The organism is Psychroserpens sp. NJDZ02 (genome assembly GCF_004843725.1).
Taxonomy (GTDB): Bacteria; Bacteroidota; Bacteroidia; order Flavobacteriales; family Flavobacteriaceae; genus Olleya.
The window spans coordinates 86,523-112,500 of the sequence record NZ_CP039451.1 but is presented as its reverse complement, the minus strand read 5'-3'; the positions used below and the strand labels follow the sequence as shown (position 1 = coordinate 112,500).

Annotated in this window: 20 protein-coding genes and 2 rRNA genes (1 of these 22 running past the window's edge); 6 read left to right on the top strand and 16 right to left on the bottom strand. The window is 32.3% G+C overall.

The features are described 5' to 3' along the window. Window positions 1-749: ribosomal RNA gene (locus E9099_RS00540) — 23S ribosomal RNA — on the top strand; it begins 2,072 nt to the left of the window's first position. Between the two features lie 102 nt (window positions 750-851). Next, window positions 852-959: ribosomal RNA gene (rrf, locus tag E9099_RS00535) — 5S ribosomal RNA — on the top strand. Between the two features lie 1,552 nt (window positions 960-2,511). Here the strand turns inward: rrf and E9099_RS19415 are convergent. The 9 genes from E9099_RS19415 to trmD form a co-directional block, all read right to left on the bottom strand. Then, complete coding sequence (locus E9099_RS19415) at window positions 2,512-2,754, bottom strand: DUF6095 family protein (RefSeq protein WP_136581819.1); 243 nt, start codon at window positions 2,752-2,754, stop codon at window positions 2,512-2,514. Continuing rightward, a complete protein-coding gene (gene murQ / locus E9099_RS00525; RefSeq protein ID WP_262710441.1) occupies window positions 2,744-3,583 on the bottom strand; it encodes an N-acetylmuramic acid 6-phosphate etherase in 840 nt (279 codons plus the stop codon). Before murQ ends, E9099_RS19415 begins: the two co-directional genes overlap by 11 nt. An 84-nt stretch (window positions 3,584-3,667) precedes the next feature. Beyond that, a complete protein-coding gene (locus E9099_RS00520) occupies window positions 3,668-4,480 on the bottom strand; it encodes a DUF4249 domain-containing protein (protein ID WP_136581817.1) in 813 nt (270 codons plus the stop codon). A 5-nt stretch (window positions 4,481-4,485) separates the two neighbouring features. Then, window positions 4,486-6,861, bottom strand: a complete 2,376-nt coding sequence (locus E9099_RS00515) for a TonB-dependent receptor (protein ID WP_136581816.1) — start codon at window positions 6,859-6,861, stop codon at window positions 4,486-4,488. Between the two features lie 234 nt (window positions 6,862-7,095). Beyond that, a complete protein-coding gene (locus tag E9099_RS00510) occupies window positions 7,096-9,321 on the bottom strand; it encodes an NADP-dependent isocitrate dehydrogenase (protein ID WP_136581815.1) in 2,226 nt (741 codons plus the stop codon). Window positions 9,322-9,474: 153 nt separating this feature from the next. Beyond that, complete coding sequence (locus tag E9099_RS00505; RefSeq protein WP_136581814.1) at window positions 9,475-10,047, bottom strand: pentapeptide repeat-containing protein; 573 nt, start codon at window positions 10,045-10,047, stop codon at window positions 9,475-9,477. A 592-nt stretch (window positions 10,048-10,639) separates the two neighbouring features. Further along, window positions 10,640-11,647: an IS30 family transposase gene (locus tag E9099_RS00500; RefSeq protein ID WP_136581813.1), complete on the bottom strand. Its 1,008-nt coding sequence runs from the start codon at window positions 11,645-11,647 to the stop codon at window positions 10,640-10,642. 248 nt (window positions 11,648-11,895) lie between these two features. Continuing rightward, window positions 11,896-12,249: a 50S ribosomal protein L19 gene (rplS, locus tag E9099_RS00495; RefSeq protein ID WP_101018052.1), complete on the bottom strand. Its 354-nt coding sequence runs from the start codon at window positions 12,247-12,249 to the stop codon at window positions 11,896-11,898. A 190-nt stretch (window positions 12,250-12,439) separates the two neighbouring features. After that, window positions 12,440-13,117, bottom strand: a complete 678-nt coding sequence (gene trmD / locus E9099_RS00490; RefSeq protein ID WP_136581812.1) for a tRNA (guanosine(37)-N1)-methyltransferase TrmD — start codon at window positions 13,115-13,117, stop codon at window positions 12,440-12,442. 487 nt (window positions 13,118-13,604) lie between these two features. On the opposite strand from trmD, the gene E9099_RS00485 reads away from it, so the two are divergent. Continuing rightward, window positions 13,605-14,228, top strand: a complete 624-nt coding sequence (locus E9099_RS00485) for a hypothetical protein (protein ID WP_136581811.1) — start codon at window positions 13,605-13,607, stop codon at window positions 14,226-14,228. A 523-nt stretch (window positions 14,229-14,751) separates the two neighbouring features. Here the strand turns inward: E9099_RS00485 and E9099_RS00480 are convergent. After that, window positions 14,752-15,570, bottom strand: coding sequence for a hypothetical protein (locus E9099_RS00480; RefSeq protein ID WP_136581810.1), 819 nt, complete (start codon window positions 15,568-15,570; stop codon window positions 14,752-14,754). A gap of 175 nt (window positions 15,571-15,745) precedes the next feature. Here E9099_RS00480 and E9099_RS00475 point away from each other — a divergent pair, with 175 nt between their 5' ends. Continuing rightward, entirely contained in the window at window positions 15,746-17,383 is a 1,638-nt protein-coding gene (locus tag E9099_RS00475) for an ABC-F family ATP-binding cassette domain-containing protein (RefSeq protein WP_136581809.1), read from the top strand. A 1-nt stretch (window position 17,384) separates the two neighbouring features. Here E9099_RS00475 and E9099_RS00470 read toward each other — a convergent pair whose 3' ends face one another. From E9099_RS00470 to E9099_RS00455, 4 genes are read right to left on the bottom strand one after another with little or no spacing between them, the layout of a single operon-like run. Beyond that, window positions 17,385-18,392 (bottom strand): hypothetical protein, encoded by a 1,008-nt coding sequence (locus tag E9099_RS00470; RefSeq protein ID WP_136581808.1) that lies wholly within the window; start codon window positions 18,390-18,392, stop codon window positions 17,385-17,387. Between the two features lie 28 nt (window positions 18,393-18,420). Then, window positions 18,421-19,347 carry a DUF4421 family protein gene (locus E9099_RS00465; RefSeq protein WP_136581807.1) on the bottom strand — a complete coding sequence of 309 codons (927 nt, stop codon included), beginning with the start codon at window positions 19,345-19,347 and terminating at the stop codon, window positions 18,421-18,423. Between the two features lie 2 nt (window positions 19,348-19,349). Then, complete coding sequence (locus tag E9099_RS00460; protein WP_136581806.1) at window positions 19,350-20,021, bottom strand: SIR2 family NAD-dependent protein deacylase; 672 nt, start codon at window positions 20,019-20,021, stop codon at window positions 19,350-19,352. A gap of 1 nt (window position 20,022) precedes the next feature. Further along, on the bottom strand, window positions 20,023-21,237 hold the full coding sequence (locus E9099_RS00455; protein ID WP_136581805.1) for a hypothetical protein: 1,215 nt from the start codon (window positions 21,235-21,237) through the stop codon (window positions 20,023-20,025). A 106-nt stretch (window positions 21,238-21,343) separates the two neighbouring features. Between E9099_RS00455 and E9099_RS00450 the strand changes: the two genes are divergently transcribed. Both E9099_RS00450 and E9099_RS00445 read left to right on the top strand, forming a co-directional pair. Then, entirely contained in the window at window positions 21,344-22,165 is an 822-nt protein-coding gene (locus E9099_RS00450) for a hypothetical protein (RefSeq protein ID WP_136581804.1), read from the top strand. 64 nt (window positions 22,166-22,229) lie between these two features. Further along, window positions 22,230-22,898, top strand: coding sequence for a TrmH family RNA methyltransferase (locus E9099_RS00445; protein ID WP_136581803.1), 669 nt, complete (start codon window positions 22,230-22,232; stop codon window positions 22,896-22,898). A gap of 94 nt (window positions 22,899-22,992) precedes the next feature. Here E9099_RS00445 and E9099_RS00440 read toward each other — a convergent pair whose 3' ends face one another. Beyond that, the gene (locus E9099_RS00440) at window positions 22,993-23,826 is read right to left on the bottom strand and encodes a carboxypeptidase-like regulatory domain-containing protein (RefSeq protein ID WP_136581802.1); all 834 of its coding nucleotides are present in this window, start codon (window positions 23,824-23,826) and stop codon (window positions 22,993-22,995) included. Between the two features lie 115 nt (window positions 23,827-23,941). Continuing rightward, window positions 23,942-25,828, bottom strand: coding sequence for a DEAD/DEAH box helicase (locus tag E9099_RS00435; RefSeq protein WP_136581801.1), 1,887 nt, complete (start codon window positions 25,826-25,828; stop codon window positions 23,942-23,944). Between the last annotated feature and the right edge of the window lie 150 nt (window positions 25,829-25,978).

Genomic DNA, 25,978 nt, shown 5'->3' with positions numbered 1-25,978 from the left:
AGACTTTGAAGTGGCGTCGCTAGGCGTTGTGGAGTCATTGTTGAAATACCACCCTTTGCTTGTCTAGAGTCTAACCTTCAATGAAGGGACAGTGCTTGGTGGGTAGTTTGACTGGGGTGGTCGCCTCCAAAAGAGTAACGGAGGCTTCTAAAGGTACCCTCAGCACGCTTGGTAACCGTGCGTAGAGTGCAATGGCATAAGGGTGCTTGACTGAGAGACCTACAAGTCGATCAGGTTGGAAACAAGAGCATAGTGATCCGGTGGTTCCGTATGGAAGGGCCATCGCTCAAAGGATAAAAGGTACGCCGGGGATAACAGGCTGATCTCCCCCAAGAGCTCATATCGACGGGGGGGTTTGGCACCTCGATGTCGGCTCGTCACATCCTGGGGCTGGAGAAGGTCCCAAGGGTTGGGCTGTTCGCCCATTAAAGTGGCACGCGAGCTGGGTTCAGAACGTCGTGAGACAGTTCGGTCTCTATCTACAGTGGGCGTTAGAAATTTGAGTGGATCTGACTCTAGTACGAGAGGACCGAGTTGGACTAACCTCTGGTGTATCTGTTGTTCCGCCAGGAGCATTGCAGAGTAGCTACGTTGGGAAGGGATAAGCGCTGAAAGCATATAAGCGCGAAACCCACCACAAGATGAGATTTCTTTAAAGGGTCGTAGGAGATGACTACGTTGATAGGTCATAGGTGTAAAGGCAGTAATGTCATAGCCGAGTGATACTAATAACCCATAGGCTTATTGTACGCCTGTTTTTTTACAAAGTTCAATACAGATTTTCATGAATCATTTTTTCAATATGTTATTTTATACGGTCAAGTAGTTAATACTACATACACCGAAAGATTTAAGGTGATTATAGCGATGGGGCTCACCTCTTACCATTCCGAACAGAGAAGTTAAGCCCATTTGCGCCGATGGTACTGCATTTGTGGGAGAGTAGGTCGTTGCCTTTTTAGAGAACCCTTCATATTTATTTATGAAGGGTTTTTTTGTGCCCTAAATTGTAATGAAGTAGAAGGCGGAAGTAAAGAGGGAAAAGGGAGAAGGTAAAAGGGAGGAGGCAAAAGCAAAAGGAATAAATGACTATACCTAAGTTATAAATTTAAGAAGGCAGAAGGCAATAAAGGTATTAGTCGTTATCCAAGGATATAATATTCAAAATTAGAAATTGTTCAATCGGGATCTTAATATTTTAAAGGATGTGCTAAGCACTAAGTAGAAAGTAAAAGTCAGAATGTAGAAGTGAAATAAGATTAAGGTAATAAGATTGAAACATTATGAGGAAGTATCAGTACTTCTGGTATCAAAATAATTGAGTATGTTTTTTTAATCAATAGACATACTTCTTGCAATGGTATTGAAACTTTTTAATTTTGTTGTCTTATCTATTATCCCATTTAGCTAATCGTAGTAGTGTTGATTTTTTGTCTTGAGTGTTATTAAATATTGGCGTTAGATTTCGGCATAATTTATATGCTTTTTCTAAATTTGGATAGAGAAAAAAAAATATCAATTCTTTTAGATTGATTATTATTCCATTTTTACTTGATTTGTATTGCAAATATCTGTTTCTGGCTGATAGTTGTTTCAAAGCATTTTTGTTATATAGTAATTTCGGTTTTAGTTTGACAGATTCATTTGGAGTAGTTTCTATAACATTGTTCTCAACGTTTATAACATTCCTTCTGTGTCTGTTCTAATGTCCTGTGGTAAAGGCTATGTTAGTTTTTTAAGATGAAACCGATGTATAACAAGTGTTGCATTAGGGAGTAATTTATTTACTTTGAGTATCCTGTTCTCAGGCATATCCAAGATTGTTTCTTTCCCTTTGCTTTATTATTCGTCAATATGCTATATAAATCACAAGAGGAGAGTCATGTTTGGTCTAAAGAAGGATGGGGTTCTATCTTTTTTGTAAACAACAACTAATCTTTAGCATGTGGCATTTGATTAAGCGATTTAAAATTGCTTAACTAATCGTTGTATTGTAATTGTGATCTTTTGGGTTTACCTCATGATAATTCGCATCATCCGTTGTGCTGGAATGATTGGTATTAACGTAGGATTTAAAAAAAGTAACTAACTATTGATTGTAATGCCTTTCTCTATTAATTGTCAATCTCGTGTTACTGCTTTGATTGTAGATTTATACAACCATCTACGTCGTGTTATATGCAAAAACAGATGTTTTCCACGTATATGAAAATCTTAAACCGTAGATTTAGTGAATAAGTCTTTCGAATTAAACTTGACCCAATTAGTTACTTTGGAACTTCATTTAGCTTTCTCAAATAAAAGTGAATTTCTGCCCCTATTATTTCATACTTGTTCAAATCAAAATAACTGACAATTATTTCAGGTATTAATAATTTTGCAATAGTTAATAAGGAGTCTGAAACTATATAAAGTTATAAATCAAAGGACAGTCAATTATATTTAATCGACAACTATATGAGTTGATCCGAAGTGGTTGTAATTTTGTTAGTCAGGATTATCTAATTTATATTATTTCGTTTTTTTGCTTTTAAAAAGGCTGTCTAATATTGTGTTGATACCTTTGAATATAAAAAATAGGGCTAAAACACATAATAGAATTGCTATTATTAATAAGGGAATATAAAAGTCTCTTTCTCTATTGGTTAATACTAAATGTAGTAACGTAGGTCCAGCAAACATAAAGAATAGCGATATCCCAAGCTGTTGCAATCCTTTTACTAATATGTCTTTGTCGGTGGATTTAGTTTTCATTGTTATAATTAGTTATTGCATTACGTACATTTTTATGCGTTTTAAGCAAGTTTTCTGCTTCGGAATAGGACACGTTTATTTCTGACATAATCATTTTTGTACCGCGGTCTACTAACTTGTCATTGCTTAATTGCATATCGACCATTTTGTTTCCTTTTATTTTACCTAGTTGTATCATTGCAGTTGTAGATATCATATTAAGCACTAGTTTTTGAGCTGTACCTGCTTTCATACGAGAACTACCGGTTACAAATTCTGGACCAACAATAACTTCGATTGGATATTTTGATACTTGACTTACTGGACTATTATGATTTGAAGTTATACATCCTGTTATGATGTTATTCTCGTTACATTGAGTTAGTGCAGCTATAACATAAGGTGTGGTACCTGATGCTGCAATACCTATGACTACATCTTTATCTGATATATTGTGTTGCTTTAGATCCTCCCATCCTTGAGTTTTAGAATCTTCAGCAAACTCAACTGCTTCTCTAATCGCTTTGTCACCACCGGCAATTAAACCTATTACTAAGTCATAGGATACTCCAAAAGTTGGAGGACACTCTGATGCGTCAACAACACCTAATCTTCCGCTTGTTCCGGCGCCTATATAAAATAATCGTCCGCCTTCTTTTAGTTTTATTACAATTTGAGAGACTAATAATTCTATTTGTGGTATGGCTTTTTTTACGGCATTTGGTACTGTTTGATCCTCTTTGTTTATATTTTGAAGCAAGTCTTTTATAGACATTTTCTCTAAATGATTATATTTTGAGTCTTGTTCTGTTGTTTTTATAAAATCCATATTTTGATTTAGGTTCTGTATTGCGTTAGTGATTGAGGCATTTGTTGAAGCTCCTCGTAGAGAGCGACTGCCGAAAGCGCGACCCTTGGGGTAACGCCCAAATTGTTATTCTACAATATAAGTCGTTTGATAAGCTTGTGATAGTCTGAAATATCCTAATGGGAAATTATCTGGGTTTGAGATGTTAATACAGTTACCTCTTACGGTTGCTGGTTGTGTTTGAAATGGTCCACCGCCACCATCTGAGGTTTGTTGTAATAATAAATCCATGAACTGATAGAACTGATCTGATACACCATAATTATTTATGATGACTTGGTTGCCTGATTCTAGATCTTCTTCTGTATAGAATGCAAATATTTGATTTCCGTCTGTAAATTGGTCATCATAGACTGTTAAAACAGGTATTTCTGGTATGTCAGAAATAAATTCGTAAAAGTAATAGTTATCTATATTAGCTGGATCTGTATAATAGGCTTTAAGTTCTATGTCCTCTCCAGAGAAACCACCGTCGTCATTCTGCTCGATATAATCTATGGGCGTAACTGAGGTTAATATTTCTGTTCCTATGTATGTTTGGTTTTCATAAGTGATGGTCAGTGTATATTCCTGATCGATTTGAGGAATAAAGTTTGTTGTTTTATAGACGCCTGTTGCGTTATCTTCAGTAAAATTGAACTGATTACCATTAGTATCTTCTACTATGACCATGGCATTGTTTGCAGGCGGTACTTCTGCATCAAAAAACGGGGCAGAAAGCGTTAATTTTATTTCCTGTTCTGATCCATCTGTTCCATCAAACCAGTTTAAAGATGCTTCTATTACTAGTTTGGGTTGTGAAGTTGGTACTTTTAAATCTATTACGTCTTCACAGTTAAATAGTGCGAAAGCGATGAGTATGTATAGTGCTTTTTTCATTCTGATTAAAATTTAAAATTGTAAGACACTGATGGTATCAAACCAAAAATAGCTAGTCTTGTTGCTTCGTTAGTACCTGTCATTCTATTTTCTCCAAAGGTTATGGAAGCTGCATTTCGTCTATTATAGACATTATAAACACTAAATACCCAATAGCTTTGCCATCCTTTTGTTTTATCAGGTTTAGGGGTATAGTTAGCCGAAAAATCTAAACGATGATAGGCCGGTAATCTATCCGCATTTCTATTACTATAACTTGGTATGTTTACACCATTATATACATATTGTCCATTTGGATAGGTCGTTGGTTGACCTGTTTGGAATAAGAAATTTGCGCTAAAGTTCCATTTTTTATTCCAGTCATAACTACCGGTTAGTGATATGTCATGTGTTTTATCATATGGCGTGTTGTACCAATTACCATTATTTATACCTAACTCTGAAGATGTGAAACCTGGGGTTCTCTGCTCTGATTTAGATAATGTGTAAGCTAACCAACCTTTGAAGCGTCCTTCATTTTTTCTTAATAAGACTTCTAAACCATAAGCTCTTGCTTCTCCGTTAAGTATAACTTGTTCTATAGCATCGTTTGCAATTAAGTCGGCACCATCTATATAATCAATCCTATTTTGAATTTTTTTGTAATACGTTTCGACTTCTAAACTATATTTATCGTCATTTATACTTCTAAAATAACCTAAAGCGACTTGATCTAGCAACTGTGGTTTTACATATTTACCACTTGGTGTCCAAACATCAAGCGGTGTAGGGGAAGATGTATTGGATAGTAAATGTAAATATTGTGTCATACGGTTATAACTAGCTTTTATTGAGGCATCGTCACTAAGTTGATAAGCTAGGGATGCTCTTGGTTCTAGATTTGCAAAACTTTCTATTATATGACTACTGTTATAAGTCTCCGTACCTGTAGGTGTTGCTTTTTGGTATATCTGAAAACTATCATTAAATACCACCGCTTGATCATTTTGATAGGTGTTAAGTTGGTCTTGTCCTAATCGTAAAAAGGAACTGAATCGTAGGCCATAGCTTAAATTTAATTTATCGTTTATCTTGTGTTCTGCATCGATGTACACGGAATTTTCAAAAGCATATTTATCTGTTAATTTAAAAGAATTTATGCCAGAAGTTGGTGTTGAAGGTTCAATTTCGCCAGGATTGAATTTGTAGTACATACTATTTATACCGTATTGTAGTTTAAACCCATCTGCGACGTAATGCTTGAAATCGTATTTAAAGTTAAAGTTTTGAATACCAGAATTCCAATCGAACTCTACAAAGTTTAGTTTTAAACCATAATAGTAGTCGGAATATATTAGGGACATATTAGAGAATAGTTTGTCAGAAAATAAATGATTCCATCTAAAATTAACGACCGTATTACCATAAGTATTTTCAAAACTATCGGCAATACTAAACACATCACGACCAAAATACCCAGAGAGATAGACACTGTTTTTATCGTCTAGATCGTAACTTAATTTTGTGTTTAAGTCATAAAAGTAGGCTTTGTTATCAATATCAAATAAGGGTAAAAACAAATGCGCATAGCTACTGCGTCCACCTAACAAAAAAGAACCTTTATCTTTTTTGATAGGACCTTCTGCTAAGAGTCGGCTTGCTATAATCCCTATTCCTCCATTGATATGAAACTCTTTACTATTTCCTTCCTTTTGATAAATGTCTAAAACTGACGACACGCGTCCTCCATAACGCGCAGGAATACCTCCTTTATATAATTTTATATCTTTTATCGCATCTGGATTAAATACAGAAAAGAAACCAAAAAGATGAGACGAGTTAAATACGGTTGCTTCATCCAATAAAATTAAATTTTGATCAACAGCTCCACCACGAACATTAAACCCAGAAGCCCCTTCTCCAGCATTAGTAACTCCTGGTAATAATGTGATAGCTTTTATAACATCTGCTTCTCCAAAGACTACAGGTATATCTTTTATAGTGGCAGAACTAAGAGCATTAACACTCATTTGAGGTTTTTTAATGTTTAGTTTTTCTATGTTTTCTGTTATAATCACTTCGTCTAAATTTTCAAACGACTCTTCCAAACTAAAATTTTTGGAGGTATTCTTATCTAAAGTTATGGTTTCTATAATATCTGTAAATCCTAAATAAGAGACCGCTACTGTATAGGTGCCTTCAGGTAATGTGATAGAGTAAAAGCCATATTCGTTAGTGACTGCTCCTGTATTAAGTTCTGGAATAATTACATTGACACTTATTAAAGTTTCGTTACTACTAGCTTCTGTTATTTTACCACTTAAAGTATATTTTTCTTGAGCAAAAGCTATAGAACAACTAAATAAAAGGAGTAATAATATAGAGTTGGTGATTTGTTTCATTTCTTGATTTTGGATAGTAAAAATAAAGAAAAAGCTATTTAAATAGTAACTTTTTACAATAGGATTAAGTTATTATTTGCTTTTGAAGTGTTTTAAAAAAACTATGGATTAGATATGGAATAGTTTAGCAATCTTTAAAACTAATTATTGTGTTGGTTATTGATTAATATATATAATCGTTTAAATAAAAAAAGCTCCCAAAAGGGAGCTTTTTATTAATATGAATTCAATAATTTAGATGCTTTTAAGCAAGTCGTTAAACGATTGAATTGGTCTCATTGCTTGTACTGTTAATGTCTCATTTGGTTCATAATACCCTTCAATGTCAACAGGTTCTCCTTGTATATCATTTAAAGCAGGAATAATAGTCGCTTCTTCCGCTTGAAATGCTGTAGCAACAGGCGTAAATTGTGCTTTTAATTCAGCATCTTTATCTTGTTTTGCTAAAGCTTCTGCCCAATACATTGCTAGATAAAAATGGCTACCTCTGTTATCAATTTCTCCTACTTTTCTAGAAGGGCCTTGTTTGTTTTCTAATAATTTTTCAGTAGCATCATCTAATGCATCACCTAAAATTTTAGCTTTTGGATTGTTATTTACTTGACTATAGTGTTCTAGAGATACAGCAAGTGCTAAAAATTCTCCTAAACTATCCCAACGTAAATGATTCTCTTCTAAAAATTGTTGTACATGTTTTGGAGCAGATCCACCGGCTCCAGTTTCGAATAAACCACCACCGTTCATTAAAGGAACAATCGATAACATTTTTGCAGATGTTCCTAATTCTAAAATTGGGAATAAATCTGTTAAGTAATCACGTAATACATTTCCAGAAACAGAAATTGTATCTTCTCCAGCTTTAACACGTTTTAAAGTGAATTCGGTTGCTTTGATAGGAGACAAAATATGAATGTCTAAATCAGAAGTATCATAATCTTTTAAATATAAGTTTACCTTTTTGATTAACTCGGCATCATGTGCTCTGTTTTTATCTAACCAAAATACAGCAGGAGTTTTAGATGCTCTTGCACGTAATACTGCTAATTTAACCCAGTCTTGGATTGGCGCATCTTTTGCTTGACACATTCTCCAAATATCTCCAGCTTCTACATTATGTTTTATTAATACTTTTCCGTTAGCATCAATCACTTCGACTTTTCCATCAGCAGCAATTTCAAATGTTTTATCATGTGAACCATACTCTTCTGCTTTTTGAGCCATCAAACCGACATTAGGTACGGTTCCCATAGTTGTTGGGTCAAACGCACCGTTTGCTTTACAAAAATCAATTGTTGCACTGTAAATTCCAGCATAACTACTATCTGGTATTACTGCTTTGGTATCTTGTAATTTACCATCTGCATTCCACATTTGACCAGACGTACGGATCATTGCTGGCATTGATGCATCAATAATCACATCACTAGGGACGTGTAAATTTGTAATTCCTTTTTCGCTATCTACCATGGCTAATTCTGGTCCATGATCCAGAGCAAATCTGATATCTTCTCTAATTTCGTCACGTTTGTCCTCAGGTAATTCATTTAATTTACCTAATAAGTTTCCGAAACCATTGTTTACATCTACACCTATCTTTTTAAAGCTTTTTCCATGTTTTTCAAATAAATCTTTGAAGAATACACGAACGGCGTGACCAAAAATTATTGGATCACTAACTTTCATCATTGTAGCTTTCATATGTAATGAAAACAACACATTTTTATCTAAAGCATCCTCTACTTGTTCTTCTAAAAACTCAATTAATGCTTTTTTACTTAATACAGTTCCATCAATAATTTCTCCTTTAAGTAAGTCTAAATTATCTTTTAAGATGGTTTTTTTCCCGTCTTTAGCTGTTAATTGTATTTTTATAGATGTTGCTTCAGGTAAAGTTACCGATTTTTCGTTGTGTGCAAAATCACCATGTGTCATTGTTGAGACATGAGTTTTAGAATCTTTAGACCACGCTCCCATAGAGTGCGGGTTTTTCTTAGCATAATTCTTAACAGCTTTAGGTGCACGTCTATCAGAATTACCTTCACGTAATACTGGATTTACAGCACTTCCTTTAATTTTATTGTAACGTTCCTTTGCATCCTTTTCTTTATCGTCAGTTGCTTCTTCTGGATAATTAGGAATTGCAAAACCTTTAGATTGTAATTCTTTTATTGCTGTTTTTAATTGTGGTACAGAGGCACTAATATTAGGTAGTTTAATAATATTTGCTTCAGGTGTTTGAGCCAATTTTCCTAAAAATGCTAAATCGTCAGACACACGTTGGTCTTCCGTTAGGTAATCAGGGAATGTTGCTAAAATTCTAGAGGCTAAAGAAATATCTTTAGTTTCTAATCCAATTCCTGAAGAGGCTGTAAACGCTTGTACTATTGGTAAAAATGAACGCGTAGCTAATGCTGGCGCCTCATCTGTGATGGTATATATAATTTTTGGTGAATTTGACATAAATGTAAATGTATTTTAGTTTAATTTTAAGCTTGGCTAAGATACAAAAAACAGTAGGGTTTTTAAAGCGAAAACGTTTACTTAACAACTATGTTAAGATAAAAAAATCAAAATCACTATTTTTTAAGGAATTGATAAAAAATGAATCGTATTTTAAGAAATCACTATTTTGTATTGGTCTAATAAGCCTTGAATTTGGTCTTTTGAAAATTTAGCACCTTTAATTTTATTATTTTCTGGATGAATAGAGTAGTTGTAAGAGGTCTTAAAATTGGTGTTTTCTAAATTTGTATGAAAGAAGACGGCATTTTTGAAGTTGCAATCTTCAAAAGTTGATTTAGAAAAGTTTGCTTCTGTAAATTCAGTTGTATCAAATTGACATTTAGTAAAATGAGTACTGACTAGCTTTACTTTAAAAAAAGAGGCATAATTTAATTGGCAATTATCAAATGTAATAGAGAGTAATAATTGGTTACAGTCATTATATAACATGCCCAGTAACTTACAGTTTGTAAAAGTTATATCTTTAAATGTTGTGTCTTTAGTTTTGCTATTACTTAAATCACAGTCTATAAATTGACAATCTAAAAAGCTAATTGCGGATAGATAGCATGCATTAAAATTGCAATTAATAAAAGAGCAGTTGTCGTATTCTCCTTTTGGGAATTCTTTTTTAGTGAAGTCCTCATTTTTAAAAGTTTTGTCAGCAATAAAAGGGAGATGCATTATTTTTTTTCGTAAATCTATAAAATATAATGTCGTTTTTGTAAAAATGACTACTTATTTAACTGGGATTAATTTAGTGGTAATTATGTTTTGAATGGATTACGCAGTAATAATAAAAGCCATAACATAATAGATTTAACTAGTGTTGCCATGGCTTTCTTGAATTAACGCTTTGTTGTCTTATTTAACTTTCATTAAATCAATCCAAAACTAACGTTTTACATTTTTTCAGAACAAACTGCCGTTAAATCAATAGTACATTTGGGTGTAACTTTCAAAATGTGTTGACCTGTTACTAAAAGTCCTAAGTAATTGTTTTTCTTTTATTCTTATAGCGCTTGTTTACACAAAAGCTATTCTCCTAAAAAGTTTGTTTTATTAAAACACGTTTGCTTTCGCGCTTTTATTTTATTTAAAACGGTCTACTTTGCGAGTTGAATCCTGCAAGCATTATCTACTTTTTAAAGTATCATCGCCTTTATGTACACACGACTACACATGTACCTTTCAAAACCTAAAAAAACAATTTAACTAAATCAAATTCAATATTTAATTGAAACTAAATATTACAATTATTATTAATTCGCTGAGTTCAACCCATAAGTGCAACACTCATACTTTTTAGGGTTTCAATAGGGTTATTATAATTAAACTTTCTAATAGGTCTGTAATTTAGTAATCTTTCTACTTCTTTTATTCTTTTGTTAGAGACTTTTCTAAGGTCTGTTTTCTTTGGAAAAAATCTTCTTATTACCCCGATTCTGTTTTCTACAGTTCCCTTATCCTGAGAGGTGTATGGTCTTGTGAAATATGTTTTCGCATTGACGTCTTTTGCTATTTCTCCATGGCGAGCAAACTCCTTTCCATTATCAAATGTTATTGTCTTAACCCAAGATGAGTCAAAATTAGTTAGGCGTTGATTCATTTTTTGATAAACTTCATCTGCATTTTTACTACTGAGCTTTTCTATCATCGTTACAAGAGTTGCTCTGTCTGTCATAACCAGTAATGCTGATTTATGATTACTACCCATCATAAGATCGACCTCTATATCTCCAATGCGTGAACGTTCTTCGACAACCTTAGGTCTCTTATCTATCCCTATACGACCGATAATAGCTCCTCGTTTATCTTTTATGTTATTTCTCTTTTGCCTTCTACCAGTGTGGCGCAAGTGCTTGTATAGTTTCTTGTAAGCATTGTGATTTCTATGGTTGCTGTGCTTTGCTGTCCATATCCATTTATAGATAGTCTCGTGGCTAACGCAGAGTTCAGATTCTTTTACTAATCGTTTTGCAATCAATTCTGGACTCCACTTCTCATGTTCCATTAAATCGGCTATTCGTTTTTTAAGTCCATCAGTTAAAATAATTGATTTTGGTTTTAGGCAATGTCTATTAAGCGCTTTATGTTGCGCGTGTTCTGCAATGTAAATGCCAGCTGTACGACCTCGACTGGGAGTATTCCTTTTTAATTCTCTTGATACGGTACTTTTATTAACACCAATAATTTTTGCTATTTGTGTTATACTAATTCCTGTCTCTAATAATGCAGAGATTTGATACCTTTGTAACAAGGTCAATTGTTTGTAATGTTTCATCCAAAACGAATATAAATATTGAGCCTAAAATAGATGGGGCTAGCTCCATCTATTTTAAATAGTCGTGTTGCACTTATGACTTGAACTTGGATTCTTTTACTAAATTAAAAATTAAATAGGAGTTGGGTGTTAAAATAAGTTGTTAGATATCAACTAGTTATGAATCGTGTTTATTAACAAAAGTTAATAACGTAAAAAAGCCTAACTTATAAAAGTTAGGCTTTTTAATATGATTAAGGTTGAAGAGATTATTTTCTTCTAACTTCTTTAATTCTAGCTTTCTTACCAGTAAGACCTCTAAAGTAAAAGATTCTAGCACGACGTACTTTACCTTTTTTGTTAACTTCAACTTTTTGTAATGCCGGTAAGTTAACTGGGAAGATACGCTCTACACCAACTGTTCCTGACATTTTTCTAATTGTAAATGTTTCAGTAGATCCACTTCCTCTTCTTTGGATTACTACTCCTCTAAAAAACTGAGTACGTACTTTTTCTCCTTCTCTAATTTCATAGTACACAGTAATCGTGTCTCCAGCTGAAAATGCAGGGAAGTCCTTTGTTGTTACAAACTCGTCTTGAACAAATTTTATTAAAGATTCCATCTTTATTTTAATTTTAAATGATTGTTTCAGAACAACATTCGCGTATCTCGCCAGAGGTTAATCCGAAATTGGGTGCAAATATAAGTAAAAAGTAAAAAGTAGAAAGTAAAAAGATTAAAAAATGTAAAGCTTTTTTTTGAAACAATTAAGATCCATCTATTTAGTTTTTATAATTATGACAAAAGACTATTTAGTCTTCAAGTAAATCAGGGCGTCTTTCTTTAGTACGCTGGTAAGCTTGCTCTTCTCTCCATTTATCAATATTAGCGGCATGACCACTTAATAATATTTCTGGTACTTCTAATCCTTTATAGTTTCTTGGTTTAGTGTATATTGGTGGGGCTAATAAATTATCCTGAAAACTATCCGTTAAAGCAGAAGTCTCGTTACCTAAAACACCAGGTATTAATCGTATTACAGCATCGCAAAGTACGGCAGCACCAAGCTCTCCTCCAGATAATACATAATCACCAATAGAGATTTCTTTAGTAATAAAAAGATCACGAACACGTTGGTCAACACCTTTATAATGTCCACAAAGAATAATAATATTTTCTTTTAATGAAATATGATTAGCAATACCTTGGTTAAGTGTCTTCCCATCGGGAGTCATGTAAATCACTTCATCATAAGTTCTTTCGCCCTTTAACTGTGTAATACACTTATCTATAGGTTCAATACTCATAACCATTCCAGCACCACCACCAAACTGCGTGTCGTCAATAGATTTATAGTTGTCTGTCGTGTAGTCTCTTAAATTATGAAAATGGACTTCTACCAATTTTGCCTCAATCGCACGTTTTAAAATTGACGCTTCAAAAGGACTTTTTAATAATTCTGGTAAAACAGTTATAATATCTATTCTCATGGTTTTGCTTTATAGTTTGCAAAGATAACGGAAATGTTTGAGTTGAAGATCGCTTTTTTATGCGGTTAATTTTACTTGTTTCTATTACTAAAGATTATTTTTTTTCAAAATATTAATCGGAATATATTAAAAACAACCTCTATAAATTAAGGTTATTAATAATTGTCTAATCGCTATTTAAACTTCTTACAATAGAAGAGAACGCAAAGTTTAATTTAAGCAATAATAAGTAGGGTATAAAATAGTAAAGGGGTTTTATATTATTAGTAGTAATAAGGTTTTAGGTTAACAATAGTAATTAAAACAGTTTTTTAAAATCTAATAGGAGGTGTTTCTTTGGAATTAATGTTAAAGTTGATGATTTTTTGAGTTGTTTTGATGTATTTAATTTATTGATTTATAAAACTTTATTTTTTTTTCATACATTTAGCCCCTAACTCATATTAAACTAAATCAAACTAACCAAACTAACCAAACTAATTAAATTATGAAAAACCAAATCAAAAATTTATTTACACTACTACTTCTTGGTACATTTTTTTTTACTTCCTGTAAATCTGAACAGGAGGCTATAAGCGAAAACTCTTATAAAGTTAGAGATAATGTTGTACAAGCTAAACTGAGTAAATTAGTAAAAGCAAAATTGGAATATCCAGAGAGTTTTGAATTTGTTGAACTTAAGGTTAAAGATTCAGTTTTGTATAGTGATAATATAAAAAATACTAAAGATTATTATGAACAAATTATTGTTGCAGATAAGAAAATTATAGAAAAGCAAAAGTTATATCAAAAAGAAGGGTCGTCAATGTATAAAGAAGAAAAAGTAAAAGACCTAGAGGCTTCAATTATTAAAAATGAGAAAATACTAATAGAGATAGATAAAATATCTACAAAATTAGGAGACATTAATAGTGAGACCGCCTCTTGTAATTATTCTTATAAGTTTAAAAGCAAAAATGTTTCAGGAAAATTAGGGTCTTATAATTATTTTGCTCAGGCAGGACATGCTCCAAACTATAAAGTGGTAATGGTTGCTGAAGAAAAAAACCTGAGAAGTCCAAATCCAAATGATTTTCCAGGTTACAACGAAATGATTCAGTCATTTGAGTAAACCTAAAATTGATATCATAATTGGGTTAACCCTTTGTCGTGTTCAAATGCTTTAAGTTGAATTCTGTTTATTTACTTGAATTACTGTAGGGTATTATGCTTGTAATGATGTTAAAATAGTTAGATTTTATGATCATTCTATCAATAAGATCATAAGTTAAATAAAATATACAATAGTTTATCAAGGGTGATAGATTGTGTGTTTTGTAAAATAATTCCAATTTCAATAAATTGTTATTAAGGTCCGATTTTGTAAAGAATTTAATTTCTTTATTAAATCGGACCTTACTTTTTAAGAGTTGTTTACTAGATATTTATAAGGATTCTTAAAGTCATAGACTTCGTTTTGGAGAAAGTGAAGGAATATATCTATACTAAAATAGTTTAAACGATATCTTTTAAAAATAGCAACTTGTTTGTTTTGTTGTTAATTGAGAGGGTAGATATTATACAGATGAAAACAAATTTTAGATTTGTTACTATGACTAACGGTTATTAGTGTATTTTAATTACGGTCTATTGCGTTATTTTAATGTGCCTTCTAATAGTTTTTGTAGTTCTGATGTTGTTTTTGTATCAATAATATCAAGTAATGCACCATTATTAAAATCGTATTTTTTAATTAAAGTAGGCTCGTTATGTTCATTAAATTGGCCATCATTATTTTTATCAACTCCAAAAGCTATTATTAAATCTTTACTTTTATCTATAAAAGTATAATTGTAAACATCCATACCGTCCATATTTATTTTTTCTATTTTATTTTTGCTGAAAGAATAGAGGTATAACGATTTAAGGTCCTGTAAATCTATAACACCATCTTTGTAGGTGTCTTTTTCGGATGCTTTAATTACTAATAGAATGTCATTGTCATAATACGTTGTATTGATGGTATTAAAACTTACTCGGTGGTCAAATAATTTTTTATTTGTTTCGTCCTTTGGATTGTAAATAATAACATTATTATAAGCCCCATAAAAGTCATTAGAGTATCTGTTTTCTGCTGATTCATAGTTTTCATAGGAAGAAAAAGCATTCAAAACCTCATTGATGTCCTCTGTTTGGTTTAGCGTTTTATGCGAAACAGGTATAATATAAACCAAATTTAGCGTATCAATAAGTTTTGGTGTTTCGTATGAGATGATTTGTTCTCGTTTATTTTCTTGTTGTAGTTTTTCAATCTTTTCATCAGATAAAATCCCTGTCTCAATATCATCATAATTATATCGACGATGTTCCATAATAGTAATCGCAATAATTGCAACAAGAGCAACTGTTAAAAAAAGGACTCCAATGGTTCCTAAAATTGCTAATAATTTTTGATTGTATTTTTCTATAGTCATTTATAATTTATTTCTTTAGATCTGTTAGGAATTTGCTTCAGCCGATATTTTAGTGCACTATTTTTATTTTTTTAAGGTGTTAAAACGAAGTTCGGTTTTTTTTCTGACAAAGTCAAATCAAGATTGTTTTAGATACTAGTCTTTTTATTACTTTCGCAACATTAAAAAACAGACTATGATTTCTATAGATAATTTAGCAGTAGAGTTTAGTGGAACCACTTTATTTAGTGATGTATCTTTTGTTATTAATGCAACAGATAAAATTGCATTAATGGGAAAAAATGGAGCTGGTAAATCTACTATGATGAAGATTGTAGCAGGTAAGCAGAGCCCAACCAGAGGACATGTTAGAGCACCAAAAGATGCTGTAATTGCTTATTTGCCTCAACATTTATTAACAGAAGATGATTGTACTGTTTTTGAAGAAGCTGCTAAAGCTTTTAAGCATGTTTATGATATGCGTGATGAGATGGAGTCACTTAATAAGGCATTAGAAACTAGAACAGATTACGAAAGTGATGCGTATATGTCTATCATAGAAAAAGTCTCTGATTTAGGTGAAAAATACTATGCGTTAGAAGACGTTAATTATGATGCAGAAGTAGAGAAAGCATTAAAAGGATTAGGATTTAAACAAGAAGATTTTGTTAGATTAACTAACGAGTTTTCTGGCGGCTGGCGTATGCGAATTGAGCTGGCTAAAATACTATTACAAAAACCTGATTTAATATTATTGGATGAGCCTACTAACCACATAGATATCGAGTCTGTGATTTGGTTGGAGGACTTTTTAGTTAATAAAGCAGATGCCGTAATGGTAATATCTCACGATAGAGCTTTTATTGATAATATCACCAATCGTACTATTGAAGTTACTATGGGGCGTATTTATGATTACAAAGCTAATTATAGTCACTATTTACAGTTAAGAGAAGATAGACGTGTCCACCAAGTTAAAGCCTACCAAGAACAACAAAAATTTATTGCAGATAATCAGACCTTTATTGATCGTTTTAAAGGGACATATTCTAAAACTAATCAAGTCACCTCAAGAGAACGTATGCTTGAAAAGTTACAAATTATTGAAATTGATGAAGTCGATAATTCGGCATTAAAACTTAGCTTTCCTCCGGCACCAAGATCGGGAGATTACCCAGTTGCTGTACAAGGTTTGACAAAAAAATATGATGATTTAGTCGTGTTTAGTGATGCAAATATGTCTATAAAAAGAGGTGAGAAGGTCAGTTTTGTTGGTCGAAACGGGGAAGGTAAGTCTACTATGATTAAAGCTATTTTAGGAGAGATAGAGTATGATGGACAATGTAGTTTGGGACATAACGTGCAAGTGGGTTATTTTGCACAAAATCAAGCTGCTTTATTAGATAACGATCTTACCGTTTTTCAAACAGTGGATGAAGTGGCTAAAGGAGATGTTAGGACGGGTGTTAAAAATATTTTAGGTCGTTTTATGTTTAAAGGCGATGATATTGATAAAAAAGTAGGTGTTTTATCTGGAGGAGAAAAAACAAGATTAGCCATGGTTAAATTATTATTGGAACCTGTTAATCTGTTAATATTGGATGAGCCTACAAATCACTTAGATTTAAAGTCTAAAGATGTCTTAAAAGAAGCGTTAAAAACGTTTGATGGTACGTTAATATTAGTATCTCACGACAGAGACTTTTTACAAGGGTTGTCAGAAAAGGTGTTTGAATTTAAAGATCAACGTGTTATTGAACATTTTGAAACTATTGATGCTTTTTTAGAGCGTAATAGAATTAAAAGTATTGCAGATATTAATTTGATGAAATAAGTTATTTTTGTTTGTAATTTTTGATAGAAAAAACTTCTTTTATCGTTAATGCATTTAAAGGAAATTCTAAAAATACATGCAGAAAGCTTAAAAAGAATAAAGCAATGAGACCTGTTTTATAATCATAAATATAAAGGGCTATAGATAGTGACCAGATACAAATTATTAGGATTCCTTTTTGTTTAGTAATTGATTTTTTCCAACCTATAACAGAGGTCTTGGAAAACCAATTAAGATAATGGTAGGTGTACGCAAAGCCTATAAATACTTGGATTTTTAAACCAATCTCTGAAAGTGCCATAAACTGACCATTTTGTAATAGATTTAAATACGCTGCAATTTTAGCATTTACGCCCATCATATTAGTTGCGATATAAGTTTCTCTAACAGTTTGACTTAAATTATAACTTTTTGGATTGATTGGAATAAACCAAATAATAAAAGGAACACAGAGCATTATAACTGCTAAAATAAACCCATTTTTACTCTTTGATTTTAGAGCACCAAAAACAATAAAAAGAAAAGTGAATAAATAGACATGTACAATTGTAGGTAAGAATAATCCAATAAAAATTAGAGTGCTCGGGATGTAAAGTGTCAAGATTATAGCTAATAGTATTGCTAAAAATAAAACTAAAAATATGTGTTTTGCTTTAGTTACAAATAACAATCCTAGAGCAATAAAAAAACCGATTAATAGTAACGTATTACTATGACCATTAATTAGTATCAAAATATCATTTAAGGAGTTACTAATACCAAGATTGAGAAACGCATAGATCGGGTAAATAGCAATAATGATTGGAAATAGTATGAATAAATAAGTCCATTTTTTATTTGACTTAATAAAGTAATGATGCTCTTTTAACCAATTGATTTCTGTTAGATAATGGAGAGGTCCGAGTACAGCGTAGGAAAATAAAAATAACTCAAAAGGTAGTTTAAAAGCGACTAACAGTGATATAGCGACAAGACCTATATTGAGAAGGTCTAAATTTTTTGTATTCATTTTTTTGGTGTCATTGTTAATACTAAAATTATAAACCTAATTGGTCTTCAATAGTTTGCGCAGTTCGTTTTAAAAAATTAGGAGGTTCAAATCTGTAACCAAAATAAAGGCTTGCATAACTTTTATCTGTAACGACACTTTGTGCGATATCTTTATTTATGGCATTCGAGTCAAAATTAAAACTAGCACCAGCACTAATAGTTTCAGAAGTATAACCAAATTGTAATGTCAGATCTAAAGCACGTGATACAAAGATGTCTTTGCTTGTCGTTTCATTAAATTTTTCGGTAGTAAATCGTAAGCCTACTGCAGGAGCTATAGAGGAGGAGATAAACCAATGCTCTTTAAATGCCCAGGTATAATAATAAGCTGGGGCAATAGATATATCAAAACTATTTTCTACAACCTTTTGATTGTCTATGATGTTACTTAATCTATTAAAACCATATTTTAATGTGGGTACAAAACTACCGGCAGTTTCTCTTTGCCATTCATTTAAATGCGTTAAGTGTTTTAAAGAAAAATTATTATTTAAAACATAGGATGTTGTCCCGATCCAACTCGTAGTTTTTAATTTAGGGAACTGCGTCAATAACTCGGCATTATTTTCTTGATAAAAACCTTGAACCTTTCTATATTCAATACTTTGTATCCATTGTTTTACAAAAACGTTTAGCTGATAATTTAAAAATTTGGATTTAAAATTGGAGTTTCTACTACTTGGGGAAAAGCCGATTTTTAAGCCTAGAAATTTATAATTAGCAGCAACTTCTAATCTATAGGTGTTATTAGCATTTACTAAAACAGATTGGTCGTTGTCTTGAATAGAAAAGGATTCACTTTGTGTATTAATATTTGATTTCAGTAATAACTTTTCTCTAAAAGAAAGGACAGAGTTTTGGCTGTTAGCGTGTGTTGAAAAAAATACTGAGAGCAGTAACAAGGTGTATTTCATAATTAAAAAATCGAAATAAAGGTGTTAATACCTTGCGTAGCAGTTTCAGCAATAACAGTTAAGTCTTTAGTACTGGAAATAGAAGGATTAGGATCGATAAAAAACTTGGGTATATTTTCTGGGACATAGTGCATTAAACTAGCTGCGGGATAGACCTGCAACGAGGTACCGATAATTAGTAATTTATCTGCTGTTGCACATATTTCCATAGCTTTATCTATTAATGGTACAGCCTCTCCAAACCATACGATATGCGGTCTTAGTTGGTTTCCTTTTTGATCAACATCTCCAATAATAAGGTTTTTTTTCCAGTCTAAAACGACGTTTTTATTTTTGGTGCTTCTTACTTTTAATAATTCGCCATGCAAATGCACAACGTTTGTACTTCCTGCTCGTTCGTGAAGATCGTCAATATTTTGAGTAATAATAGTGACTTTAAAATGTTTTTCTAGGTTAGCGAGTTCTAGGTGTGCTTTATTAGGTTTAACTTTTAAAAGTTGCTGTCTACGTTGGTTATAAAACTCTAAAACCAGTTCAGGGTTAGCAGCAAATCCTTCTGGAGATGCTACTGTCATAACATCATGTCCCTCCCATAAGCCATCTGCACCTCTAAAGGTTTTTATGCCGCTTTCGGCACTCATACCTGCGCCAGTAAGTACTACTAAATGTTTCATATTAATTTTTGGTCTTAAGTTTCCATGATTTGTATGGTTCGGATTGGACTAAGGGATCTAGTATATTTTCGCCATAAGCATCATTTTTTTCAATGTAATTTATTAGTGCATCTCTTTCATAGCCTTCAGAAATTAAAGTATCTATAAAATCGGTAACTTCGGTGTACTTTTTCATCATTGCTAAAGTATTTAAATAACCAGCTTGTCCTTCAAAGAAATCGGGATAGTTTTGAACCATATAGTCATAGTTATTTAATGCAAAATCAAAGTTTTCATCCTGAAAAGCAACATTAGCTTTTAGAAAATTTAAAAAATCATCTTCTGTGTTTTCTTGTAGCTGATTTATAACTTGTATAGCTTCAAAATAGTTGCCTTTATAAATATAATAGTCTATTTTATTTAAAACAATTGTAGGGTCGTCGGAAAAATTTGTTAATAATTCTTCTAAGGCATTTAAATAAGTTGCATCATCAATAGTACTGGCAATAATAGTTTTAAAAACAAGAAAAAATTTCTCTTTAGAAATTTCTGAAGTAATACTATTTATCAGTGCATAGGCTTGTTTAAATTCACCTGTTTTTTTGTATTGTATGGCTTTAAATAAATCAGCGACACCTTCACGTTTAGTATTTTCTATAAGCCCTAATATTTTTTTATTAGGCATAGCATAGCCCATTAATCTCGCCATAGTTTGTGATATATCTTCACCCGAAAGGTAGAGGTAGGCATCAGAGATTAGCATCTCTCCATCTTTTTTATGAATTCTATAATCATGATAATTCATACCGCTTTCCGAAGAGTATAATCTAAATAAGATATAATAAGTTTGACGATAGTGGTCATACCTGTAATTTACAAAATCATAATAAGCACCATTTTCTACGTCTCTTATAATTTCTAGCGGAAATTTATTTAGCCCTTGTTGTATGCCTTTAGCAAAAGGCTTTATGACTTCAGTATTTTGACTAATTGAAGGATTTATATCTAGAATGCGCTTTACAAAAACATTAGTATAAAATTTTGATATATATACTTCAGGTTCGCTTTTATATATCGTGGATTCAATCAGGTTTCCTAATGCTATTACTTTTTCTGAATTAATAGCGCTGTAAGCAACTGTGTCTTTTGGATTAAACGGTATGGCAACCTGTGCTATTGCGTTCAAAGCGTATAATGAACAGAATGATAAACAGGTGAATAGTTTTATTAGTGCCATTATTTTTTTTAGTACTTTTGATATCAGATTATAAACTTAAGATTAATTCCCTTTAATACCTTAGTGCTTAGAAAAAAAATAAGTCATTTATTTAAAAAATTAATCCATGAAATCCCTCAAGTACCTTTTAATTATTTTTTCCATTACTCTATTTACTAATTGTTCTGATGATGATACACCAGAAGTAATTACGCAAATAGACTCTAAATCATTTAGCATAGAACGTTTTAATAATTCTGGAATTTATGGAACTGCTAATTTTATAAAAAATTCTAATAATTCTGTTACTATCGCTATTAATTTAGTTGGGACAACTGCAGAAGAGTTGTATCCAGCACATATTCATTTTAATACAGCAGCCGAAACTGGCGCAATTGCAGTTAGTTTAGTGTCTGTAAATGGAACCACAGGATATAGCGAAACAACATTTAGTACTTTAGCTGATGGTAGTGCAATATCTTATGAAAACCTGTTGGATTATGACGGGTATTTTGCAATACACCGTAGTGAAACAGATAATGCTATTGTTGCAGAATCTGATATTGGTCAGAATGAGTTAACAACAAATACGGTAAGTTATCCATTAAATGAAGTTGATTTAGATGGTGTAATGGGAACAATTGTGTTTACAGAGCGTGTTAATGGAGAAGCTTTAGCGGTTATAGCATTAACAGGAACACCTAACGGAGGTGTACATCCAGCACATATTCATTCAGGAGCTATTGCAACAGCACCTGGCGCTGTTTTGTTCTCTTTTGCTACAATAAACGGAACAACAGGGATAAGTAGATCTAATATAGATATGTTAGACGATGGTACGCCTTTTGGGTATAATGATGTGCTAGCTGTCGATGGTTATGTTAATGTGCATTTAAGTCCAAGTAACTTAGAGTATTTAATAGCACAAGGAAACATTGGTGTTAACTAATTTAAAATTTTAATCCATATTTAAAACCTGATGATAAAATATCAGGTTTTTTTATTTTTGTAATATGATAGATATACAATTATTAGAACATTTAGAAACATTTTTAACAGATCATAGATTGGGACGGTTTAAAAAAGTGTTAAGTCAACGAACTAAGCATTTTACGGTTGCAACAGAAGATGTCTATCAGCTACACAATACAAGTGCAGTGATGAGAACTTGTGATGTTTTTGGTTTGCAAGAGTTGAATATTGTAGAAGAAACTAATAGTAAAAGTATTGATCGAGAAATAGCGATGGGTGCGCAAAAATGGGTGGATTTAAATAGATACCATTCTGTAAATGATTGTATCAAAGATATGAAGGACAAAGGTTATCAAATAGTTGCGACAACACCGCATACTGATGATTGTGATTTATATGACTTTGATGTGACTAAAAAGTCTTGTTTTTTCTTTGGAAGAGAAACAGAAGGTTTGTCCTCTGAGGTATTAAAACAAGCAGATAGCTTTTTAAAAATACCAATGGTTGGTTTTACTGAAAGTTTAAATATATCAGTAAGTGCTGCAATAATACTGCAACATGTGACCTCTAAATTAAAAAAATCAGAAGTCAACTGGAAACTTAGTGAAAATGAAATTTTAGAAAAGAGATTCGATTGGTGTAAGCAGACTATCAAAAGTTATGATAAAATTATAGAACGCTATTACAACAAGCCGACGACAGATATTTAGTGATTATAGCTGTATTAAAAGTATGCTTTAAAATACCAATAAAAAAAACGCCAATTATTTAATTGGCGTTTTTTTTATTGGTATCGACTATTTATTAAATTCTTTTTTTGCGACCTCTGTTTAATACTTTGTATTCTTCATAACATTCGCTAATCGCATCCAAAATCTGAAGATCGTTTGCTGTACTAACAAATTCTAGAGAATAGTTACATTGGCTAACAATTTCGTCTAAATCAACTTTATTGACTCCAAGTAAAGCGGTTAATACTTCTCGGTCAAATCGACCAGCTAGAGTATTTCGAATGTTATCATCCTCTTTCATTTGCTTTAATTTGCGTAACTCTTTGCCTTTTTTACTAAACGTATTATATAAAAAGTCTAAAGGGTTAAATATGGAACCTAAGACTTTAGTAACGGCACTTGCTTGTCCTTTTCCTGCTTCATAACCATTTGATAATCCAGAAATACTATATCTGTAATTGGTATTAATTTTAACTTGTTTGATGTCTACTTCTAAATATCCCGTTAATTGAAGTCCAGTAACAACAACTTCTTCTAAAGCTAAAGCTAGTTCTGTAAGTGTAATTGTAGATTTTTCTATTCTATCAACCCAGTCATTAGTTACCTTTACTTTGATGGACTTAAAACCTAAATAGGAGAGGTGTAGTGTGTCATTTGCTCTAGCACGTAATTCAAATTCACCTTTAGCATTAGTTGCAGTACCAATAACTTGATTTAAGTTAACAATATTTACATTTTCTAAAGGTTGATTAGATGTGGCATCGATAATAATACCTTTAACTGTAGATTCTGATTTTGCAGTTATAGAGTCCGTGCTTTTTTTAGCAGTTGTGTTTTCTGCTTTGTTTTGAGACAAACCGACAGAGGTGCTCAAAGCAAGTAGAAAAATAAATAAATAATACTTCATGTAGAATAGTTCTGATATAAAAATAACAAAGAAAACGCTAAAAATGGCGTCTTCTTTGTTATTTGACTAAATATTAACAAAAAGGTTTAAGTTTTTGTTGCTCTATTTTATAAGATTAATCTCTACGTCTAGATCTTGTTGGTCTTGAGTGAGAGGTTTTAAATTCAGATTTATCTCTGTCTCCACGTCCTCCATTGCTGTCAGAGTTACCTTCATTACTTCTACGTCTGTCACTTCTGCTTCCAGAACTGTCATCACTTCTTCTAGAAGAACGTCTTTCTCCTCTTGGTTTGTCATCGCGACGTCTTCCGCCACCACTTCCACCTTCACGACGTCTTCCACCACCGCCACCACGGTTTCTATCACGACCACCACCACGACTTCCGCCTCTGTCTTCTGTAACTTCTACATTAACAAAACGTCCATTGTCTTTGTAATCTGTAAAGAATGCTAAGACTTTTTCTTGGTGTTCTTTTTCTGTATTAAAGAAAGAGAATGTTTCTTTAACATCTACTTTAAAGACATCATCACGACCTAAATCTAAAACTTCTTTCAAGAAATCTTTTAATTTCATCCAGTCATAACCATCTTTTTCTCCAACATTAATAAAGAAACGTGCTGCGCTTCCAGAAGATTGAGGTCTTCCTTCACGACCACTATCACGACCAGAGTCTCCACCTGCAACATTTAAGTTTTTAGATTTTTGATAATAGTTAAAGAAACGAGTAAACTCTACAGAGAAGAATTTTTTAATAAGTTCTTCTTTTGAAGTGTCTTCAAATAAAGTATTAATATCTCCCAAATATTTATCAATCTCATGATTGATTTCTGTGTTATGTATTTTATTTGCTAAAGACATTAATTGTACTTCGCAAATAGCCATTCCGTTAGGAATTTCTTTTAATTCAAATTTCTTGTTAATAATACGCTCGATACTTTTTAAACGACGTACTTCACTTTTAGAAACAATTACCATAGATACACCTGTTTTACCAGCACGACCTGTTCTACCAGAACGGTGTGTATAAGTTTCTATCTCGTCACTTAATTGGTAATTAATAACGTGTGTAATATCATCTACATCAATACCACGTGCAGCAACATCTGTTGCAACAAGCATTTGGATTTGACGAGATCTAAATTGCTTCATTACAATATCACGTTGATTTTGAGATAAATCACCATGTAATGCACCAGCACTGTAACCGTCTTCTATTAAGTTTTCAGCTACTTTTTGCGTATCACGTTTTGTTCTACAAAATATAACTGAAAATATATCAGGATTTGCATCTGCTAAACGTTTTAAAGCTTGGTAACGATCACGAGCGTTAACCATGTAATATTCGTGAGAGACGTTACTTGTACTTTCATTTTTATGCCCCACAGTAATTTCTTGTGGATTAACCATAAATTTCTTAGCAATAGTGGAAACTTCTCTTGGCATTGTAGCAGAGAATAACCATGTGTTCTTGTCGTCAGGAGTACCAGATAATATGTCTGTAATGTCTTCCTTGAATCCCATGTTTAACATCTCATCAGCTTCATCTAAAACCGAATATTGGATTTTAGTAATGTCTACTAAGCGACGATTGATCATATCTTTCATACGACCAGGTGTAGCTACAATGATTTGCGCTCCACGTTTTACTTCTCTTGCTTGATCAGTAATACTTGAACCACCATATATAGCGACAACATTTAAACCTTTACAGTATTTACCGTAGGCTTTCATTTCATTCGCAATCTGTAAACAAAGTTCACGTGTTGGAGATAAAATTAAACCTTGAGTGGTACGACTGTTTACGTCAATCTTCTGTAACATTGGAAAACCAAATGCTGCAGTTTTACCAGTTCCAGTTTGCGCTAACGCTACTAAATCTGTTTCTTCGTTTAATAAAATTGGGATTGCTTTTGCTTGTACTTCTGATGGTTTTTCAAAACCTAAATCGTTAATACCTTTTAATAGATCTTCGTTTAGACCTAAATCTTGGAATGTGCTCATTCTTTTTTGTTATGTATTTCAATGTCAATCTGTTTGGTGTTACAAATAGAAGCGCATTGAATATACTTAACCTTAACTTCTAATAACACATCCTCTCTCTGAGGAATAGAGAAACCCTCATGGGTTTTTCAGGTTGCAAAGGTACACTTT

Excerpts from the sequence above, each read along its gene's own strand:
- E9099_RS00450 (WP_136581804.1), top strand. The coding sequence starts at position 21,344 with ATGAAATCCCTCAAGTACCTTTTAATTATTTTTTCCATTACTCTATTT.
- E9099_RS00440 (WP_136581802.1), bottom strand. The coding sequence starts at position 23,826 with ATGAAGTATTATTTATTTATTTTTCTACTTGCTTTGAGCACCTCTGTC.
- E9099_RS00470 (WP_136581808.1), bottom strand. The coding sequence starts at position 18,392 with ATGAATACAAAAAATTTAGACCTTCTCAATATAGGTCTTGTCGCTATA.
- E9099_RS00460 (WP_136581806.1), bottom strand. The coding sequence starts at position 20,021 with ATGAAACATTTAGTAGTACTTACTGGCGCAGGTATGAGTGCCGAAAGC.
- E9099_RS00445 (WP_136581803.1), top strand. The coding sequence starts at position 22,230 with ATGATAGATATACAATTATTAGAACATTTAGAAACATTTTTAACAGAT.
- E9099_RS00455 (WP_136581805.1), bottom strand. The coding sequence starts at position 21,237 with ATGGCACTAATAAAACTATTCACCTGTTTATCATTCTGTTCATTATAC.
- E9099_RS00500 (WP_136581813.1), bottom strand. The coding sequence starts at position 11,647 with ATGAAACATTACAAACAATTGACCTTGTTACAAAGGTATCAAATCTCT.
- E9099_RS00515 (WP_136581816.1), bottom strand. The coding sequence starts at position 6,861 with ATGAAACAAATCACCAACTCTATATTATTACTCCTTTTATTTAGTTGT.
- E9099_RS00520 (WP_136581817.1), bottom strand. The coding sequence starts at position 4,480 with ATGAAAAAAGCACTATACATACTCATCGCTTTCGCACTATTTAACTGT.
- E9099_RS00505 (WP_136581814.1), bottom strand. The coding sequence starts at position 10,047 with ATGCATCTCCCTTTTATTGCTGACAAAACTTTTAAAAATGAGGACTTC.
- E9099_RS00475 (WP_136581809.1), top strand. The coding sequence starts at position 15,746 with ATGATTTCTATAGATAATTTAGCAGTAGAGTTTAGTGGAACCACTTTA.
- E9099_RS19415 (WP_136581819.1), bottom strand. The coding sequence starts at position 2,754 with ATGAAAACTAAATCCACCGACAAAGACATATTAGTAAAAGGATTGCAA.
- E9099_RS00480 (WP_136581810.1), bottom strand. The coding sequence starts at position 15,570 with ATGACTATAGAAAAATACAATCAAAAATTATTAGCAATTTTAGGAACC.
- E9099_RS00510 (WP_136581815.1), bottom strand. The coding sequence starts at position 9,321 with ATGTCAAATTCACCAAAAATTATATATACCATCACAGATGAGGCGCCA.
- E9099_RS00485 (WP_136581811.1), top strand. The coding sequence starts at position 13,605 with ATGAAAAACCAAATCAAAAATTTATTTACACTACTACTTCTTGGTACA.
- E9099_RS00465 (WP_136581807.1), bottom strand. The coding sequence starts at position 19,347 with ATGAAATACACCTTGTTACTGCTCTCAGTATTTTTTTCAACACACGCT.
- trmD (WP_136581812.1), bottom strand. The coding sequence starts at position 13,117 with ATGAGAATAGATATTATAACTGTTTTACCAGAATTATTAAAAAGTCCT.
- rplS (WP_101018052.1), bottom strand. The coding sequence starts at position 12,249 with ATGGAATCTTTAATAAAATTTGTTCAAGACGAGTTTGTAACAACAAAG.
- E9099_RS00435 (WP_136581801.1), bottom strand. The coding sequence starts at position 25,828 with ATGAGCACATTCCAAGATTTAGGTCTAAACGAAGATCTATTAAAAGGT.